This window comes from Rhodoferax sp. U2-2l, assembly GCF_020594515.1.
Lineage (GTDB): Bacteria > Pseudomonadota > Gammaproteobacteria > Burkholderiales > Burkholderiaceae_C > Rhodoferax.
The window spans coordinates 66,775-81,184 of sequence record NZ_JAJCTH010000014.1; the positions used below are offsets into that span (position 1 = coordinate 66,775).

17 protein-coding genes and 1 tRNA gene are annotated in these 14,410 nt (G+C 60.4%); 11 read left to right on the forward strand and 7 right to left on the reverse strand.

Features of this window, described 5'->3' with window-relative positions:
- The first annotated feature begins 302 nt into the window (after nucleotides 1-302).
- The 8 genes from LHU53_RS13390 to LHU53_RS13425 all read left to right on the forward strand — a co-directional run bounded on the left by LHU53_RS13390 (nucleotide 303) and on the right by LHU53_RS13425 (nucleotide 6,101).
- Nucleotides 303-376 (forward strand) — tRNA-Gly (locus tag LHU53_RS13390).
- Nucleotides 377-897: 521 nt separating this feature from the next.
- Nucleotides 898-1,167 carry a hypothetical protein gene (locus LHU53_RS13395; RefSeq protein ID WP_227333163.1) on the forward strand — a complete coding sequence of 90 codons (270 nt, stop codon included), beginning with the start codon at nucleotides 898-900 and terminating at the stop codon, nucleotides 1,165-1,167.
- Between the two features lie 2 nt (nucleotides 1,168-1,169).
- A complete protein-coding gene (tadA, locus tag LHU53_RS13400; protein ID WP_227333233.1) occupies nucleotides 1,170-2,249 on the forward strand; it encodes a tRNA adenosine(34) deaminase TadA in 1,080 nt (359 codons plus the stop codon).
- Complete coding sequence (locus tag LHU53_RS13405; RefSeq protein WP_227333164.1) at nucleotides 2,246-3,205, forward strand: LD-carboxypeptidase; 960 nt, start codon at nucleotides 2,246-2,248, stop codon at nucleotides 3,203-3,205. The genes tadA and LHU53_RS13405 overlap by 4 nt, the downstream gene beginning before the upstream one ends.
- Nucleotides 3,177-4,175: an adenylate/guanylate cyclase domain-containing protein gene (locus tag LHU53_RS13410; RefSeq protein WP_227333165.1), complete on the forward strand. Its 999-nt coding sequence runs from the start codon at nucleotides 3,177-3,179 to the stop codon at nucleotides 4,173-4,175. Before LHU53_RS13405 ends, LHU53_RS13410 begins: the two co-directional genes overlap by 29 nt.
- Before the next feature lie 136 nt (nucleotides 4,176-4,311).
- Nucleotides 4,312-4,761: a VC1465 family Xer recombination activation factor gene (locus LHU53_RS13415; RefSeq protein ID WP_227333234.1), complete on the forward strand. Its 450-nt coding sequence runs from the start codon at nucleotides 4,312-4,314 to the stop codon at nucleotides 4,759-4,761.
- 108 nt (nucleotides 4,762-4,869) lie between these two features.
- Nucleotides 4,870-5,094, forward strand: a complete 225-nt coding sequence (locus LHU53_RS13420) for a hypothetical protein (protein WP_227333166.1) — start codon at nucleotides 4,870-4,872, stop codon at nucleotides 5,092-5,094.
- Nucleotides 5,095-5,411: 317 nt separating this feature from the next.
- On the forward strand, nucleotides 5,412-6,101 hold the full coding sequence (locus LHU53_RS13425; protein ID WP_227333167.1) for a VC1465 family Xer recombination activation factor: 690 nt from the start codon (nucleotides 5,412-5,414) through the stop codon (nucleotides 6,099-6,101).
- 270 nt (nucleotides 6,102-6,371) lie between these two features.
- On the opposite strand, the gene LHU53_RS13430 is transcribed toward LHU53_RS13425, so the two are convergent.
- From LHU53_RS13430 to mltG, 6 genes are read right to left on the reverse strand one after another with little or no spacing between them, the layout of a single operon-like run.
- Complete coding sequence (locus LHU53_RS13430; RefSeq protein ID WP_370632300.1) at nucleotides 6,372-6,992, reverse strand: ankyrin repeat domain-containing protein; 621 nt, start codon at nucleotides 6,990-6,992, stop codon at nucleotides 6,372-6,374.
- A 56-nt stretch (nucleotides 6,993-7,048) separates the two neighbouring features.
- Entirely contained in the window at nucleotides 7,049-7,846 is a 798-nt protein-coding gene (locus tag LHU53_RS13435) for a TatD family hydrolase (protein ID WP_227333169.1), read from the reverse strand.
- Nucleotides 7,847-7,890: 44 nt separating this feature from the next.
- Nucleotides 7,891-8,259 (reverse strand): PilZ domain-containing protein, encoded by a 369-nt coding sequence (locus tag LHU53_RS13440; RefSeq protein WP_227333170.1) that lies wholly within the window; start codon nucleotides 8,257-8,259, stop codon nucleotides 7,891-7,893.
- Nucleotides 8,256-9,275: a DNA polymerase III subunit delta' gene (locus LHU53_RS13445; RefSeq protein ID WP_227333171.1), complete on the reverse strand. Its 1,020-nt coding sequence runs from the start codon at nucleotides 9,273-9,275 to the stop codon at nucleotides 8,256-8,258. The genes LHU53_RS13440 and LHU53_RS13445 overlap by 4 nt, the downstream gene beginning before the upstream one ends.
- The gene (gene tmk, locus LHU53_RS13450; RefSeq protein ID WP_227333172.1) at nucleotides 9,272-9,919 is read right to left on the reverse strand and encodes a dTMP kinase; all 648 of its coding nucleotides are present in this window, start codon (nucleotides 9,917-9,919) and stop codon (nucleotides 9,272-9,274) included. The genes LHU53_RS13445 and tmk overlap by 4 nt, the downstream gene beginning before the upstream one ends.
- A 26-nt stretch (nucleotides 9,920-9,945) precedes the next feature.
- Nucleotides 9,946-10,938: an endolytic transglycosylase MltG gene (gene mltG, locus LHU53_RS13455; RefSeq protein WP_227333173.1), complete on the reverse strand. Its 993-nt coding sequence runs from the start codon at nucleotides 10,936-10,938 to the stop codon at nucleotides 9,946-9,948.
- Between the two features lie 40 nt (nucleotides 10,939-10,978).
- Here mltG and LHU53_RS13460 point away from each other — a divergent pair, with 40 nt between their 5' ends.
- Nucleotides 10,979-11,908: a folate-binding protein YgfZ gene (locus LHU53_RS13460; RefSeq protein ID WP_227333174.1), complete on the forward strand. Its 930-nt coding sequence runs from the start codon at nucleotides 10,979-10,981 to the stop codon at nucleotides 11,906-11,908.
- 63 nt (nucleotides 11,909-11,971) lie between these two features.
- Here the strand turns inward: LHU53_RS13460 and LHU53_RS13465 are convergent, their stop codons facing one another.
- A complete protein-coding gene (locus LHU53_RS13465) occupies nucleotides 11,972-12,658 on the reverse strand; it encodes an ABC transporter ATP-binding protein (RefSeq protein ID WP_227333175.1) in 687 nt (228 codons plus the stop codon).
- On the opposite strand from LHU53_RS13465, the gene LHU53_RS13470 reads away from it, so the two are divergent.
- Both LHU53_RS13470 and mnmH read left to right on the forward strand, forming a co-directional pair.
- Nucleotides 12,657-13,340, forward strand: a complete 684-nt coding sequence (locus tag LHU53_RS13470; protein WP_370632302.1) for an arylesterase — start codon at nucleotides 12,657-12,659, stop codon at nucleotides 13,338-13,340. The two genes, LHU53_RS13465 and LHU53_RS13470, sit on opposite strands and share 2 nt — an antisense overlap.
- Complete coding sequence (mnmH, locus tag LHU53_RS13475; protein ID WP_227333177.1) at nucleotides 13,337-14,395, forward strand: tRNA 2-selenouridine(34) synthase MnmH; 1,059 nt, start codon at nucleotides 13,337-13,339, stop codon at nucleotides 14,393-14,395. The genes LHU53_RS13470 and mnmH overlap by 4 nt, the downstream gene beginning before the upstream one ends.
- The last annotated feature ends 15 nt before the right edge of the window (nucleotides 14,396-14,410 follow it).

Sequence of the window (14,410 nt, forward strand, 5' to 3'; positions counted from 1 at the left end):
GGCCCGCAACAAGTTGCGCTGACGCGCGAAAAGGGGCAAGACAGGTTGCTCGACAGCCAGTTGCGGTTGCGGTTGCCGATGAAACCGATACCGTTGGAGAAGACGTTGAGGCAGTAAGCATGATCCATGCTTTAAGTACGGAACAGGGTAAATCCGTTAGAAAGTCCGGGAAACCAGGCTATCCTGCTTGTAAAATCTCGCCAATCGGTGCGGTTCAAAGATTGTGGAAAACGCAAATTCCGCACTGACATGGCTTCGGGGACAAACATTCCTTGTGGGGTGGTTCATTCCTCTTGGTCTAAGCGGGTGTAGTTCAATGGTAGAACGGCAGCTTCCCAAGCTTCATACGAGGGTTCGATTCCCTTCACCCGCTCCAATTCATCGTCTTGCCTGAATACCAGCAAGTCGCCAAAGTGCCGCTGTTCTTTTTGACCATCAAGAGCAGCCTGGCTGTCCCATCTGGCAGTGCGGGCCGACGCACTTGTCAATCCGCTAGCAAGGCTTGTCCGCCGCACCTCGCAAAGCTTTTCCATCGCTACGGCTGGCAGATTGGTTTCAGCGACGCATTGGTGGCATCTCGCTGGATCCACTGGGAGCGTTCGGTGCAGCACACGCCAATGCGACCGAGCCGCTATTGGTATAGCGTGCCGCTGACAGCCCAATAGGCGCACAAAGAATGCAGAAAACGACCCGGCTTGCGCTCATCCATCACGCTGTGACAGTGGCGAACTGGAATAATCGCAGCATGTACATTTCTATCCGTTTTGCCGCGATACAACAGACACCGTCCCATGCAGGCATGAATGGTGTCAGGGCCGTTGGCAACGATGAGCAGCGCGCCTTGGCGTACCGGATGCCGGGTTCGGGGCGGGTGAATACCGTTTAGGGCCGGACTCGATGCGTACGATCTTCGGGGTGTTGAGTCTGTTGGTAGCGCTGGCAATCGCTGGTGTGCTGTTGCGGCAACAGCTGAAAGCCACGCACTCGCCTATGCCTGTCTTGCAACTACCCGTAACACCAAGTGGTGATGCGCAAGGCGGTACAGAGACGGTGACCTTGCCCGCCTCCAGCGCACCAGCGCAGCAAAACCAAGACGTGCAAGAGCAGTTCAAGCAAGCGCTGGACCATGCCATCCAGGCGCGCCCCTTGCCCGACGACCCACCGTGACGATGACCACCAATACATCCGAAAAGGCTGATGCACAGTGGATGTTGGCCGCGCTGGCGCAGGCCCAAGCTGCGGGCGCTGCTGGTGAGGTGCCCGTGGGTGCCGTGGTGGTGCTGGACGGGCACGTCATCGGGGCAGGGCGCAACGCGCCGATCCAGACGCATGACCCCACGGCCCATGCCGAAATCGCCGCCTTGCGCGCCGCCGCGCAGCATCTGGGCAACTATCGGCTGGACGACTGCGAGCTGTTTGTCACGCTGGAGCCATGCACCATGTGCGCAGGTGCCATGCTGCACGCCCGCATCAAGCGGGTGGTGTTTGGTGCGCCTGATCCCAAAACCGGTGCCGCTGGCTCGGTACTCAATGTTTTTGCCCAGACGGGCCTCAATCATCAGACCCAAATCACGGGTGGCGTGATGGCTCAGGCGTGTGGCGACCTGTTGCAGCTTTTTTTCAAACGTCTGCGCGAGCGTCAACAGGCCAACCAATGGCAAGCGGGCAGGGCGCTGCGCGATGACGCCCTGCGCACGCCCGAGAACCGGTTTGCCGACCTGCCCACGGTGCCGGGCACATCGTGTTACCTCAATGACCTGCCCAGCCTGTCGGGCTGGCGGCTGCACTACGTAGAGCTTGGACAGTCCAACACCCAACCTGCTGGCCTGTGCCTGCATGGTCCCAACACCTGGAGCCACGCCTGGCGAAGCCAGTTGGCGCTTGCGGCTGAGAAGGGCACACGCTTGATCTGCCCGGACCTGATTGGTTTTGGCAAGAGCGACAAGCCCAAAAAAGCCACCTGCCACACACTTGGCTGGCACGCCCAGGTCTTGCTGGAATTGATCGAGCATTTGGGTTTGCCGCAGGTTAACCTGATCGTGGCAGAAGACGCGTTGCCCTTGGCCCGTGCGCTGCAAGTGCTGGCGCCTGAAACCGTCAGCGCCATCGACCTGGCCCAGCCAGACCCGCTCACGTACCAGGCCCAGGACGCACCCTATCCCGACAACGGCCACCGTGTCGGCCCACGGGCTTTGTCCTGCCTGAAAATCATGCCGATAACCAACCCATCTGTCCGCGACATCCGATGACGAAACACATCTATATTTATTCTCCCTCTGGCGCTGTGCGCGACAAAGCCGCCTTCAAGCGCGGCATCCAACGGCTGCAAACCCTGGGCCATGAGGTGGAGGTAGACGTTGCTGCCCTGGCCAGCCAACAACGTTTTGCCGGTGACGATGCCACCCGGCTGGCTGCCATCCACCGCGCTGCGGACAGCGGTGCCGACGTGGCGCTGATCTCACGTGGTGGCTATGGACTGACCCGGCTGCTGCCCGACGTTCGCTACAAAAAAGTTGCCAAAGCCATCGACAAGGGTCTGCAGTTTGTGGGCATCAGCGACTTCACCGCTTTTCAGAGTGCCCTGTTGGCCAAAACGGGCGCCATCACGTGGGCAGGCCCCGCACTGGGCGAGGGTTTTGGTGTGGAAGGCACACCAGACGACATCATGGAGGCGTGTTTTGACGACATGTTGTGCGGGCAAGGGGAGGGCACCGGTTGGCGCCAGGCGCGCCAAAGCGTCGTATCTGATGCACCATTGGTAGCGTCCAACCCGGATGCCACCCGTTCTGAGAATAGTTTTGGCATTGAAGATGCTGTGCTGTGGGGTGGCAATCTGACCGTGTTGACCGCGCTGCTGGGTACGCCCTATTTCCCCAACATCAAGGGCGGCATTCTGTTTTTGGAAGATGTTGCCGAGCACCCTTACCGGGTTGAACGCATGCTCACCCAACTACTGTATGCCGGCGTGCTCAAGCGTCAAAAAGCGGTGGTGCTGGGTCAGTTCACCGATTTCAAGCTGACGCCGCACGACCGCGGCTTCAACATGACCACGGTGGTGCAATGGCTGCGCCAGCACATCAAGGCGCCGATTTTGACCAATCTGCCCTATGGTCATGTTCAGACCAAGGTGTTGCTGCCGGTCGGCGCCAAGACCGACCTCCGTATTGATTCACGTGATGTGCTCCTTGTTTGGGGCCACATTTGATGGCGTGTTGGCAGTTGTCCTAAACTCACGCCACAACCAAGGGAAGTCTTCGGGAATGAGTGTTCAATCGACTGTCGTTTTTGCTGATCTGTTCGGGAGCACCGGTGTCTTCGAGGCCCTGGGCAACGCGAAGGCGACCGAGCTGGTGACCCAGGCCACAGCGTGGGTGGCGCAACGCTGCAGCGCGCACGGCGGCAGAGTGGTCAAATTTCTCGGTGACGGCGTTCTGATCATTTTTGAGGACAGTACCAAAGCGGTTCTGGCGGTCATGGACCTGCAGCGTTCTTACCAACAGTTGCTGGGTCACATGCCGCCCAAGGCGTACATGCCGCTGCGCATTGGTGTGGCCCGCGGTGGGGTTGAACTGGTGGCTGACGACTGTTATGGTGACGCAGTCAATATCGCCGCGCGCCTGAGCGAACTCACCGGACCACATCAGATCTGGGTCAACAGCGAAGCCATGCAGGATGGATTCGACCTGCCAGATGAACGCTTCAGGCTGCTGGGACCTATTCATATCAGGGGCCGTGCCGAATCATGCCGGGTTTATCAGGTTGAATGGCAGGAAAACCTGGGGTCAGAACTGTTGACCATCCACGAAGGATTCGATCTGTCCAGTCGTTTCAGCGACCGCGACGCGCTAGGTGCACATATCGAGCTGAAATGGCTGGACCAAAAGAAGTCATTCAACGCGTTTGATTTGCCGATCCACATTGGCAGAACACATCAGGTGGAGTTTGTGGTGACGGACGCGCGCGTTTCCAGGACACACGCCCGCCTGGACTGGCGCAACGGCAGCGTTGTGCTGGTTGACCTCAGCTCCTATGGCTGTTGGGTCCGATTCGCTGGCAGTGGCTCGGACTTGTTGTTGCGCCGTGAGGAATGTGTGTTGCACGGCAACGGTGAGATTTCGCTAGGTACACCGTTCAGCGATCCCAGCGCACCGGTCGTCGGGTTTGCAGTGACATGAGTGGGTGATTTGAGTTTTCGCTGTTATCCACATAACTTAACATAATGCACATCGTATCTACCAAGGTACGAAAAAGCGCACACCCAGACAGGCCCGCGAAACCCGCGCCACGCTGGGCGCACGCTTCAAAATCCTGCTGCTCGATGCCGGGCTCTCTCCCGAACAGGCCGGGAAAATCCTTCACGTCACGCCGCGCACCATCCGGTACTGGATTTCCGGCAAGGTGCTGGTGCCGTACGCCGCGTACAAGCTGGTGCGCATCATGCGGCTGTTTGAGCTGCCGTGTGAGGGCTGGGACGGCTGGCACATGCACTCGGGGCGCTTGTGGTCGCCTGAGGGCTACGCCTTCCAGCCGCATGACGCCAACTGGTGGAACCTGCTGGTACGCCGGGCTGAGGGCTTTGATCGCCAGTACACCCGTGCGAACCAACTTGCCGTGGCCTTGCAGCGACTTGAGGGGCCGGATGGCGTGTCGGTGCACGCCGCCGGGTATGCGGTTAGCGTGCCCGGCGGCTGCGCCGCCACGTCACCGACCGACGCAGTCGGGCGGGCGGCGAAGCCGACCGGCCTAGATTTATCTCTATAACACTTTGGCACATGAATAAAAAAAACAGGCCCTCTCCATTGGGAAAACCTGCTTTCAACCAGCTACGCATTCCATAGCATTCATTTCACTTTATGAAAAGGGACAACCATGTCAGTCATCATCCTTCGGCCGCCAGTGCAGAGCATCCGTTTCGTTGCGGGTCAGGCGCTGAACACGTCATCACCCATCAAGCTTGAGCGGGATAGCTCGGGTGAGCTGGTGGCCAGCCGTGCCCCATCCCTGATCGAACGGCTGATCGCCAGATCGGCTGGCCAGACCCTGCCCGCGCCAAGACGTGGCCGGGGCCGTCCACGCAAAGGCGGTGCCGCATGAGCGCCCTGCTGCCTGGGGTCATGGGTGATGCCATCGACCAGCTAGAGAACGACTACGACGCGTTTTTTGCGTTCCTGGTGGGTAGTGCGTGCACTGGGCAAAAAAACGCACTGAGGGCCGCTGAGGGGCCTTCCCGGGGTATCGGGGTCGTAGACCCTGATGAAGCGAAGCGTAACGGTATTAAGGGGGTGGAACGATGAAACAAATCTCACGCAGTGAGTTTGTCCATGACGCGAGTGTTATGTGGATAACTCACGGGACAGTATCTCGTCGCCCTGAAAAACAGTTTCTGTTTATACTCAAATGAAAGGATTTCCGTGAATATCTCAAAACCCAATAATGCACATCGTATCTACTTCGATGCAAAGAAAGTAGGCCCCAAGTACGCCAAACAAATGCGCGCTACGCTGGGAGAACGCTTCAAAATCCTGCTGCTTGATGCGGGTCTGTCGCCTGAGCAAGCCGGGAAAGAATTGCACGTCTCACCACGCACCATCCGGTACTGGATTTCCGGCAAGGTGCTGGTGCCTTATGCGGCCTATCGGCTGATTCGGATCATGCGTTTGTTCGACTTGCCGTGCCAGGGTTGGGATGGCTGGCATATGCACTCGGGGCGCTTGTGGTCGCCTGAGGGGTACGCCTTTTTGCCCCATGACGCCAATTGGTGGGCCTTGCTGGTGCGTCGGGCTGAGGGCTTTGGTCGCCAGTACGCCCGTGCCAACCAACTCGATGTGGCCCTGCAGCGGCTTCAGGAAAGGGCTTGTGAGGGGGCTGCAGGGACGAACGAGACAGGCGAAGCGGGCGCGCTCGGCCGTGCTGCCCTGCCCGGGCAAAACACCCTGAAAACCGAATTTACCCCCCGTCATAGTAATACGGGGGGTAAATTATCCGCAAATATCACATCGTGGAATTTGGGGGATTTCCCATCTCTTGGTCTAGCCCTCAAATGCTGGTCAAAAGTGACCAGTACCAAGTCGGGCTCGGGGTATCGGGGGCGCAGCCCCTGATGAAAGCGAAGCGAAACGGTATTGAGGTGCAAGCATGCTGAAACAAATCTCACGCAGTGAGTTTGTTCATGACGCGAATGAAGTATTGGCCTGTCCGTTGGCAGATTCACGCCGCCCTAAAAAACAGGTATTTGGCAGTTACCTATTTATACTCAAATGAAAGAATTTCCATGAATATCTCAAAACCCAGTAATGCATATCGTATCTACTGGCGTTTTTGTCAGGCTGGAGCGGCTTCGACGAAAAATACGCGTCATGCTGGGAAGCGGTTCACCAAGCCCCGCGAGATTGACTCCTGCGGACAAAGTCAGAAATCATCTGAGCCGAGTCTTCCCGATTGGCCTTGTTGGCAAAGTCCAGCGCACTCAAGCCCGGGTCGTTTTTGAGCATCGGGTCGGCACCGGCCTCCAGCAGCAGTTTGACCGCCTCCGGCGTACCGTAGTGCGCTGCCATCATCAGTGGCGTGGTGCCGTTGGGTGATGCCGCGTCGATGTAGGCGTTTTCCTCCAGCAGCATGCGCATCACGTCCAGATGCCCTTTGGTTGCAGCGTAATGCAGCGGTGCCCAGCCAGGCTTGTTGACGTCAGCATCCTTCTCGATCAGCATGCGGCACAGTCTGGCATCGCCCGCCAAGGCGGCCAGCATCAGCGGGCTCTCGTCGGTGGCGTTGCGCACCTCGGCTTTGGTTTGCGGCCAGCGGATCAACACCTCAGTCACCTTGGCCGCCTCGGATTGGATGGCCAATATCAGGCCCGGCACGCCTGCAGGATCGATCGTGTTGGGATCAAAACCCCGTTGCAACAAGGCCGTGACCTCCTTGGCATCGTCTTGCCTGACGGCCGCAAAAAAGTCTTCATAGGAACCGGCGTTGGCTGCAGAAAATCCAATCAAAACAAGGCTATAAATTAACTTTCTTAAGTGATTTATGAGATTCAAAGAGCGTGTTTTCATGCTGACAAAACTCCGGTAAAAAGCCTATCGAAGTTGCGACTGGTCGCGTTGGCGATCTCGTCGGTGTCAACACCGCGCAGCTCGGCCAGCTTGTGGGCCACAAAGGGTACGTAAGACGGGTTGTTGGTTTTGCCACGGTATGGCACAGGTGCCAGATACGGGCTATCGGTCTCGATCAGCAGCCGGTCCATCGGCACCTGCACCGCCACATCGCGCAGGATGTGGGCATTCTTGAAGGTCAGGATGCCTGAAAACGAGATGTAGAACCCCAAATCCAGCGCCGCCTTGGCCACGTGCCAGTCTTCAGTAAAACAATGAAACACACCACCCGCGCAACCTGCCGAGCCGTCTTCACCCTCCTCGCGCAAAATTTGTAAGGTGTCTGCCGACGAACTGCGGGTGTGAATCACCAGCGGTTTGCCCAACTGGCGGGCCGCCCGGATGTGCACCCGAAAACGTTCGCGCTGCCAGGCCATCTCGTCCAGGCTGCGGCCATTGAGCCGGTAATAGTCCAGCCCCGTTTCACCGATGCCCACCACCCGTGGTAACGAACCTAGCGCCAGCAAATCGTCCAGCGACGGTTCACGCACACCTTCATTGTCCGGATGCACGCCCGCGGTTGCCCACAAATTGTCATGTTGCAAGGCCAGTTGATGCACACCGTCAAATTCTTCCAACGTGGTGCAGATACACAAGGCGCGGGTCACCCGGGCTTGCGACATGGCCTGCAAAATGGTGGGCAGGCTGGAGACCAGCTCCGGAAAATTCAAATGGCAATGGGAATCCGTGAACATGCGTCAGTCAGGTTGGAGGCCGCCCTGCAGCCGGGCGACGAAGCTCAAATGGTTTGGGTTTGCCGGTCAGACGCCAATTGCCCGCCCAGAAGCTCTTCGATCTTGAGCTTGAGCGCGCGCGCGCTGTCGTCCTTGGGAAAGCGAATGCCCACGCCCTGGGTACGGCTGTGGGAGGCCTTGGCAGGCGTGACCCAAGCCACTTTGCCTGCGATCGGGTAGCGCTGCGGCTCGTCCGGCAAGGAAACCAGCACATACACGGCATCACCCAACTGGTAATCACGGTTGGTCGGAATGAACATGCCGCCTTCGGTGAACAGCGGGATGTAGGCAGCGTACAGGGCTGACTTTTCCTTGATGGCGAGCTGGATGACACTGGGGCGCGGGGTGCCCTGGGCGGCGTGCGTGGCGTTCATGGCTGTAAGTTTAGAGCCAATTGCGCCTGACTGACCAGCGCTTCCTGCATCAGCCCCGCATTGAACGGATGCTCCACCGTGCGACGGGTTTCGCTCAGCGATTTGGCCCACGCGGTGAGGCTGGCCCAGGACCCGCCTTGGGGCAAGTCGACCAATTCAAAAAAACGTGGCTGCGCGCCGGCGCGCACCGCCAGCAAGTCGTGGCAAATTTTGTGCAGGGCGTCCACCGTCTGGGTTGGCGTCCAGTCCTTGAACACGCTGACATCACCCCGCTGCACCGCGTTGGGCAGCTGGCTCCAGCGCTCACTCACCGGGGCCATCATCAGGGCATCTGCCGGTCGGCCCCCTGAGGCCCGCAGCAGCACCCGGGCTTGCGGCGCAGGCACACCTTGCGCCGCAAGCCAGTGCAGTGCGCTGGACGGGTCGGGCCAGACCATGGTGTGGCTCAGGCAGCGGCTGCGGATGGTGGGCAGCAGCAGGTGGGCGGCATCGCTGGCCAGGGCAAACTTCACATCACCGGCAGGTTCTTCCAGGGTTTTGAGCAACGCGTTGGCGGTGAACACATTCATGCGCTCGGCGGGGAACACCAGCACCGCCTTGCCGTGGCCTCGGGCGCTGGTGCGCTGCGCGAACTCCACCGCATCGCGCATGGCTTCGACGCGAATTTCTTTGCTGGGTTTACGCTTTTTGCTATCGATGTCAGATTGCGCTTTTTCCCCCAGCGGCCAGCCCATGTCCAGCAACACGGTCTCGGGCATCAAGACACACAGGTCGGCATGGGCGTGCACATCGATCGCGTGGCAACTGGCGCAGACGCCACAGGCGCCCTGCGGCGTGGGGTGGTCACACAGCCAAGCGCTCGCCAGGGCCAGTGCCAGCTCGTATTGACCTAGGCCGGACGGCCCGGCCAGCAGCCAGGCGTGACCACGCTGTGACAGCAGACGCTGCACCTGGGCGGCAATCCACGGCGCCAGCGCATTGGCTGGCGTCTGCGCCTGTGATGCGGCGGCGCTCACGCCAGCCAGCCTTTTTGCCGAACCGACTGCAACACGTCTTGCCAAACGGCTTCACGCGGGTTGTCGGCGGCAATGCGGGCGAAACGGCCCGGGTCGGCCTGCAGGCGCTGGGCATAACCGTCACTGACGCGCGAAAAAAAGGCGGCGCTTTGGGATTCAAACTTGTCGGGCACGCGTGCGCCCGCGAGGCGCTGGGCGGCAACTTCCGGGTCAAGCTCAAACCACAGCGTCAGATCGGGTTGCCGAACAAAATCACCTTGCGGGCTGGGTCTCGTCTGGACCAGTTGCTCCAGACCAAGCAGCGTGGTCCAGTCGTAACCCCGGCCACCGCCCTGGTAGGCAAAGGTGGCGTCGGTGAAGCGGTCACTGATGACCACCTCGCCACGGGCCAGGGCGGGCTCAATCAGCTGCTGCAGGTGATCGCGCCGGGCGGCAAACACCAGCAAGGCCTCGGTCAGCGCGTCCATGGCATCGTTGAGGATGATGGCGCGCAGTTTTTCTGCCAGGGGTGTGCCACCGGGCTCGCGGGTCAGTGTGACCACCCTGCCCTGCATCTCAAAAGCGCGCGCCAAGGCGTCGATGTGGGTGGATTTGCCGGCGCCGTCAATGCCTTCAAAACTGAGAAAAAGTCCGCTCTGTGTCATGAATCAATGCTATTTTTTTTGAGCGCTTACCGCCCAAGCTGGTATTTGGCAACCGCCCGGTTATGCGCATCAAGTGTCTCGCTGAACTGGCTGCCGCCATCGCCCCGGGCCACAAAATACAGCGCCCGGCTTTGGGCGGGCTGCGCAGCGGCCAGCAGTGCCGCCTTGCCAGGCATGGCAATGGGTGTGGGTGGCAGACCGGCGCGGGTGTAGGTGTTCCACGGGGTGTCGGTTTGCAGGTCACGGCGGCGCAGGTTGCCATCAAACTTGTCGCCCATGCCGTAAATCACGGTGGGGTCGGTCTGCAGCATCATGCCGATGCGCAGCCGGTTGGTGAAGACCGACGCGATCATGGGCCGGTCGCTGGCGAGACCGGTTTCTTTTTCAATGATGCTGGCCAGGGTCAGCAACTCGTCGGGCGTTTTTAGCGGGGAATCTGCTGTGCGCAGTTGCCAGGCGGCGTCCAGATGGCGCTGCATGGCATGTTGGGCGCGCCGCAGCACGGCCAGGTCGCTGCTGCCTTTGGTGTAGGTATAGGTGTCGGGGTAGAAGCGGCCTTCCGGTGCAACACCGGGCAGCCCCAGCTTTTGCATGATGGCATCAGTCGTCAGGCCTTGGGTGTCTGGGGTGAGCTGCTCTGCTTTCAGGAGTGTTTGGCGAAACTGTGTGAAGGTGAGCCCTTCCACCAGCGTCACGGCGCGCAGGGCTTCTTCACCACGCACCAGTTTGGCCAGCAGGCTGCGCGGGGTCAGGTCGCCCGACAGTTCGTAGCTACCCGCCTTGATCTGGCGTGCGTCCCCGGAGAGGCGAAACCACCAGTACAACAGCTGCGGTGAGGTCAACACACCGGCGCCGACCACGTCTTGCGCCACACCACGCGCGCTGGTGCCCGGCTCAATCGACAGCTCCAGCATCGGCGTAGCCAGGCGGATCGGTTGGTTGATCCACCAGAACGCTGCACCACCCGCCGCCACAACAAGACCCAAAACAATGCTCAGTAAACGCCCCAAAAACCGCATGCCTTCTCCAAAAATGGAACACCGCATCATAATGCGCGGCATGCAAAACCAACTTCACGGCGTAGCCCCGCTGACACATTTAGGGCTGATTCGGGCGCAGGGCGAAGACGCGGCCAAATTTCTGCATAACCAGTTCACCCAGGACTTTGTGCTGCTCAAAGCGTCCGAGGCCCGGTTGGCGGGATTTTGCAGCGCCAAAGGTCGCCTGCAAGCGAGTTTTATCGGCTTCAAGCGCAGCCCGGACGACATTTTGCTGGTGTGCAGCCGCGACCTTCTGGCGGCCACACTGAAGCGCCTGTCGATGTTTGTGTTGCGCGCCAAGGTCAAGCTGACCGATGCCAGTGCTGACTTTGTGTTGTACGGGCTGGCTGGCTCCGCCGTGCAGGATGCCACCGCCAAAGTGGCCAACAACTCAGACGCCCCATGGGCCAAGACTGATTTTGATGACGTTTCGGTGGTCTCTCTGTACCCGGCCGATGGGGTGGCGCGTGCGCTGTGGCTGGCGCCTGTTGGCCATGCCGCACCCGCTGGCGCGATGCTGCCGTCAGAGTTCTGGGCCTGGGGTGAGGTGCGCAGCGGCATCGTCACCGTGACGCAGCCCATCGTGGAGGCCTTTGTACCCCAGATGGTCAATTACGAATCGGTGGGTGGCGTGAACTTCAAAAAAGGTTGTTACCCCGGCCAGGAGGTGGTGGCGCGCAGCCAGTTCCGCGGCACGCTCAAGCGCCGGGCCTACCTGGCACATGCGGATGCACCGATGCAAGCCGGTGATGAAGTGTTTTTGACGACGGACGAGGGTCAGCCCTGCGGCACCGTGGCGCAGGCCGCCGCCGCACCCACGGGCGGGTTTGACGCCATCGTTGCCATGCAGATCAGCGCGTTTGAAGCCGGTGATGTGCGACTGGGCGGCGTGGACGGGCCCTTGTTGGCACTCACACCGCCACCCTACCCTTTGCTGCAAGACATTTAAGCCCGCCGGCCCGCCCATGTGGGGTTGGCCCGTGAGAAAGATCTCGCCGGGCAAGCCGTGTGGTCAAGCAGCCTGCGCTTGGCCATGCACCCGACCGGCTTCGATGGTGATGACCCGTTGGCAACGCGCTGCTAACGCCTTGTCATGCGTCACCAGCACCAGCGTGGTGCCGAGTTCGCGGTTCAGGTCCAGCATCAATTCCATCACCGTCTCGCCGGTGGCAAAGTCCAGGCTACCGGTGGGCTCATCAGCCAACAAAACCGCAGGCTGCACCACAAAAGCGCGGGCCAGTGCCACGCGCTGCTGTTCGCCACCTGAGAGGACCTTGGGGTAATGCCCCAGGCGTTGCGACAGGCCCACGCGGGCCAGCAACTCGGTCGCGGCGTGGCGTGCGTCGCGCCGGTTGGCCAACTCCAGCGGCAGCATCACGTTTTCCAGCGCGGTCAGGTTGCCCAGCAGTTGAAAACTCTGGAACACAAAACCGACTTTTTTTGCGCGCAAGGCAGCGCGCTCGTCTTCTGTCATGGCAAACATGTCCTGACCGGCCAGCCGCACCGTGCCGCGACTCGGCACATCGAGCCCGGCGATGATGGACAGCAGCGTGCTCTTGCCCGAGCCGGAGGCACCGACAATGGCCACTGTTTCCCGCTGGTTCAACTGGAAATCGATATCACGCAGAATGTCGAGTGTGCCGGTCGAGTCGGTGACAGACTTGAACACGTGTTCGACCGAAATAATGCAATCTGACATGGGTAATTCTTTGAATCTGAAAAATATCAATCGCCGTGACTGTATCGTGTTGACAACCGCCTGGACTCTGGCGGGGATTAGCGCAGCCTCGGCCCAGGCCCAAACCATGAATGTCAAACGCACAGGCACGACCGTCTTGGTGCTGGGTGATTCGCTGAGCGCCGAATATGGTCTCAAACGGGGCAGTGGCTGGGTGGCGCTGCTGGAGAAGAAGTTGGCTTCCGAAAAGATCCCGGCCAGAGTGATCAATGCCAGCATCAGCGGCGACACCACGGCCGGCGGGCGGGCCCGGCTGGCGGCACTGCTGGCCAGCCACCGCCCGACCCTGGTGGTGATTGAACTGGGTGCCAATGACGCCCTGCGCGGCTTGCCGATGCAACAGACGCAGGACAACTTGAGTGCCATGACCCAAGCGGCTCAGGCAGCGGGCGCCAAAGTGCTGCTGCTGGGCATGCAGGTGCCGCCCAATTACGGGCGTGCGTACAGTGACCGTTTTGCCCAGGTGTATGTGGATGTCGCCCGGGCACGCAAGACGGGCCTGGTACCGTTCATGCTCAAGGGCTTGGCCGATGTGCCCGACAGCCTGAAGTGGTTTCAACCCGACCGCATTCACCCGCTGGAAGCCGCGCACCCGCTGATCCTGGCCAATGTCTGGCCCGAACTCAAAAAAGGACTGCCATGAGTCTGACGCCAATCGCCGCCGCCGAGTTGATCGGCCGACTGGCCGAGTTCGACACCGTGATCGACGCCCGCAGCGAAGCCGAATTTGCCTTGGATCACCTGCCCGGTGCCATGAACTGGCCGACGCTCAACGACGCCGAACGCATCCAGATTGGCACCCTTTACAAACAGGTCAACCCGTTTGAGGCCCGCAAACGTGGCGCTGCCCTCGCCGCACGCAACATCGCCGCCCACATCGAGCGCGAGGTGATCGACAAGCCCAAGGACTGGAAACCACTGGCCTACTGCTGGCGTGGCGGTCAGCGCAGCGGCGCGCTCTCGTTGATTCTGAGTCAGATTGGGTTTCGGGTCACGCTGGTGGAAGGTGGCTACAAGGCATTTCGCGCGGCCATGTTGGAAGACGTGGACCGCATCGTGCCCCGCTTGCGTTTTCAGGTCGTGTGCGGGCCCACAGGTTCGGGCAAAACCCGCTTGCTGCAGGCGCTCAGCAACCAGGGCGCCCAGGTGCTGGACCTGGAAGCGCTGGCCAACCATCGCAGTTCGGTGCTGGGGGCGATTCCGGGCCTAGCGCAGCCCAGCCAGAAGCACTTTGATACGCTGATCTGGGACGCACTGCGGGGTTTTGACACAGCCCGCCCGGTGTTTGTCGAGAGCGAGAGCAAAAAGGTGGGCAATGTGTCGGTGCCCGCCAGCCTGGTCGAGGCCATACGCCACAGCCCGTGCCTGAATCTGCAGCTGCCAGACACGGAGCGGGTGGCGCTGCTGATCGAAGATTACGACCATCTGGTACGCGACGTGGACTTTTTGTGTGACCGCTTGGCGGTGTTGATCCCGCTACGAGGCCGTGCGCTGGTCGAGGGCTGGATGACGCTGGCGCGCTCAGGGCAGTTGCCGCAGGTGGTGCAGGACTTGTTGACCCAGCATTACGACCCCGCTTACATGGCGTCGATGCTGCGCAATTTTGTTTTATTCAAGGAAGCAACCCGTGTGGCACCTGCGGACCGCTCCATGGGAGCGATGACCAATCTAGCCGCTCAGATCCTGCTGAAAAACTGAGCGTGCCAGTCTGAC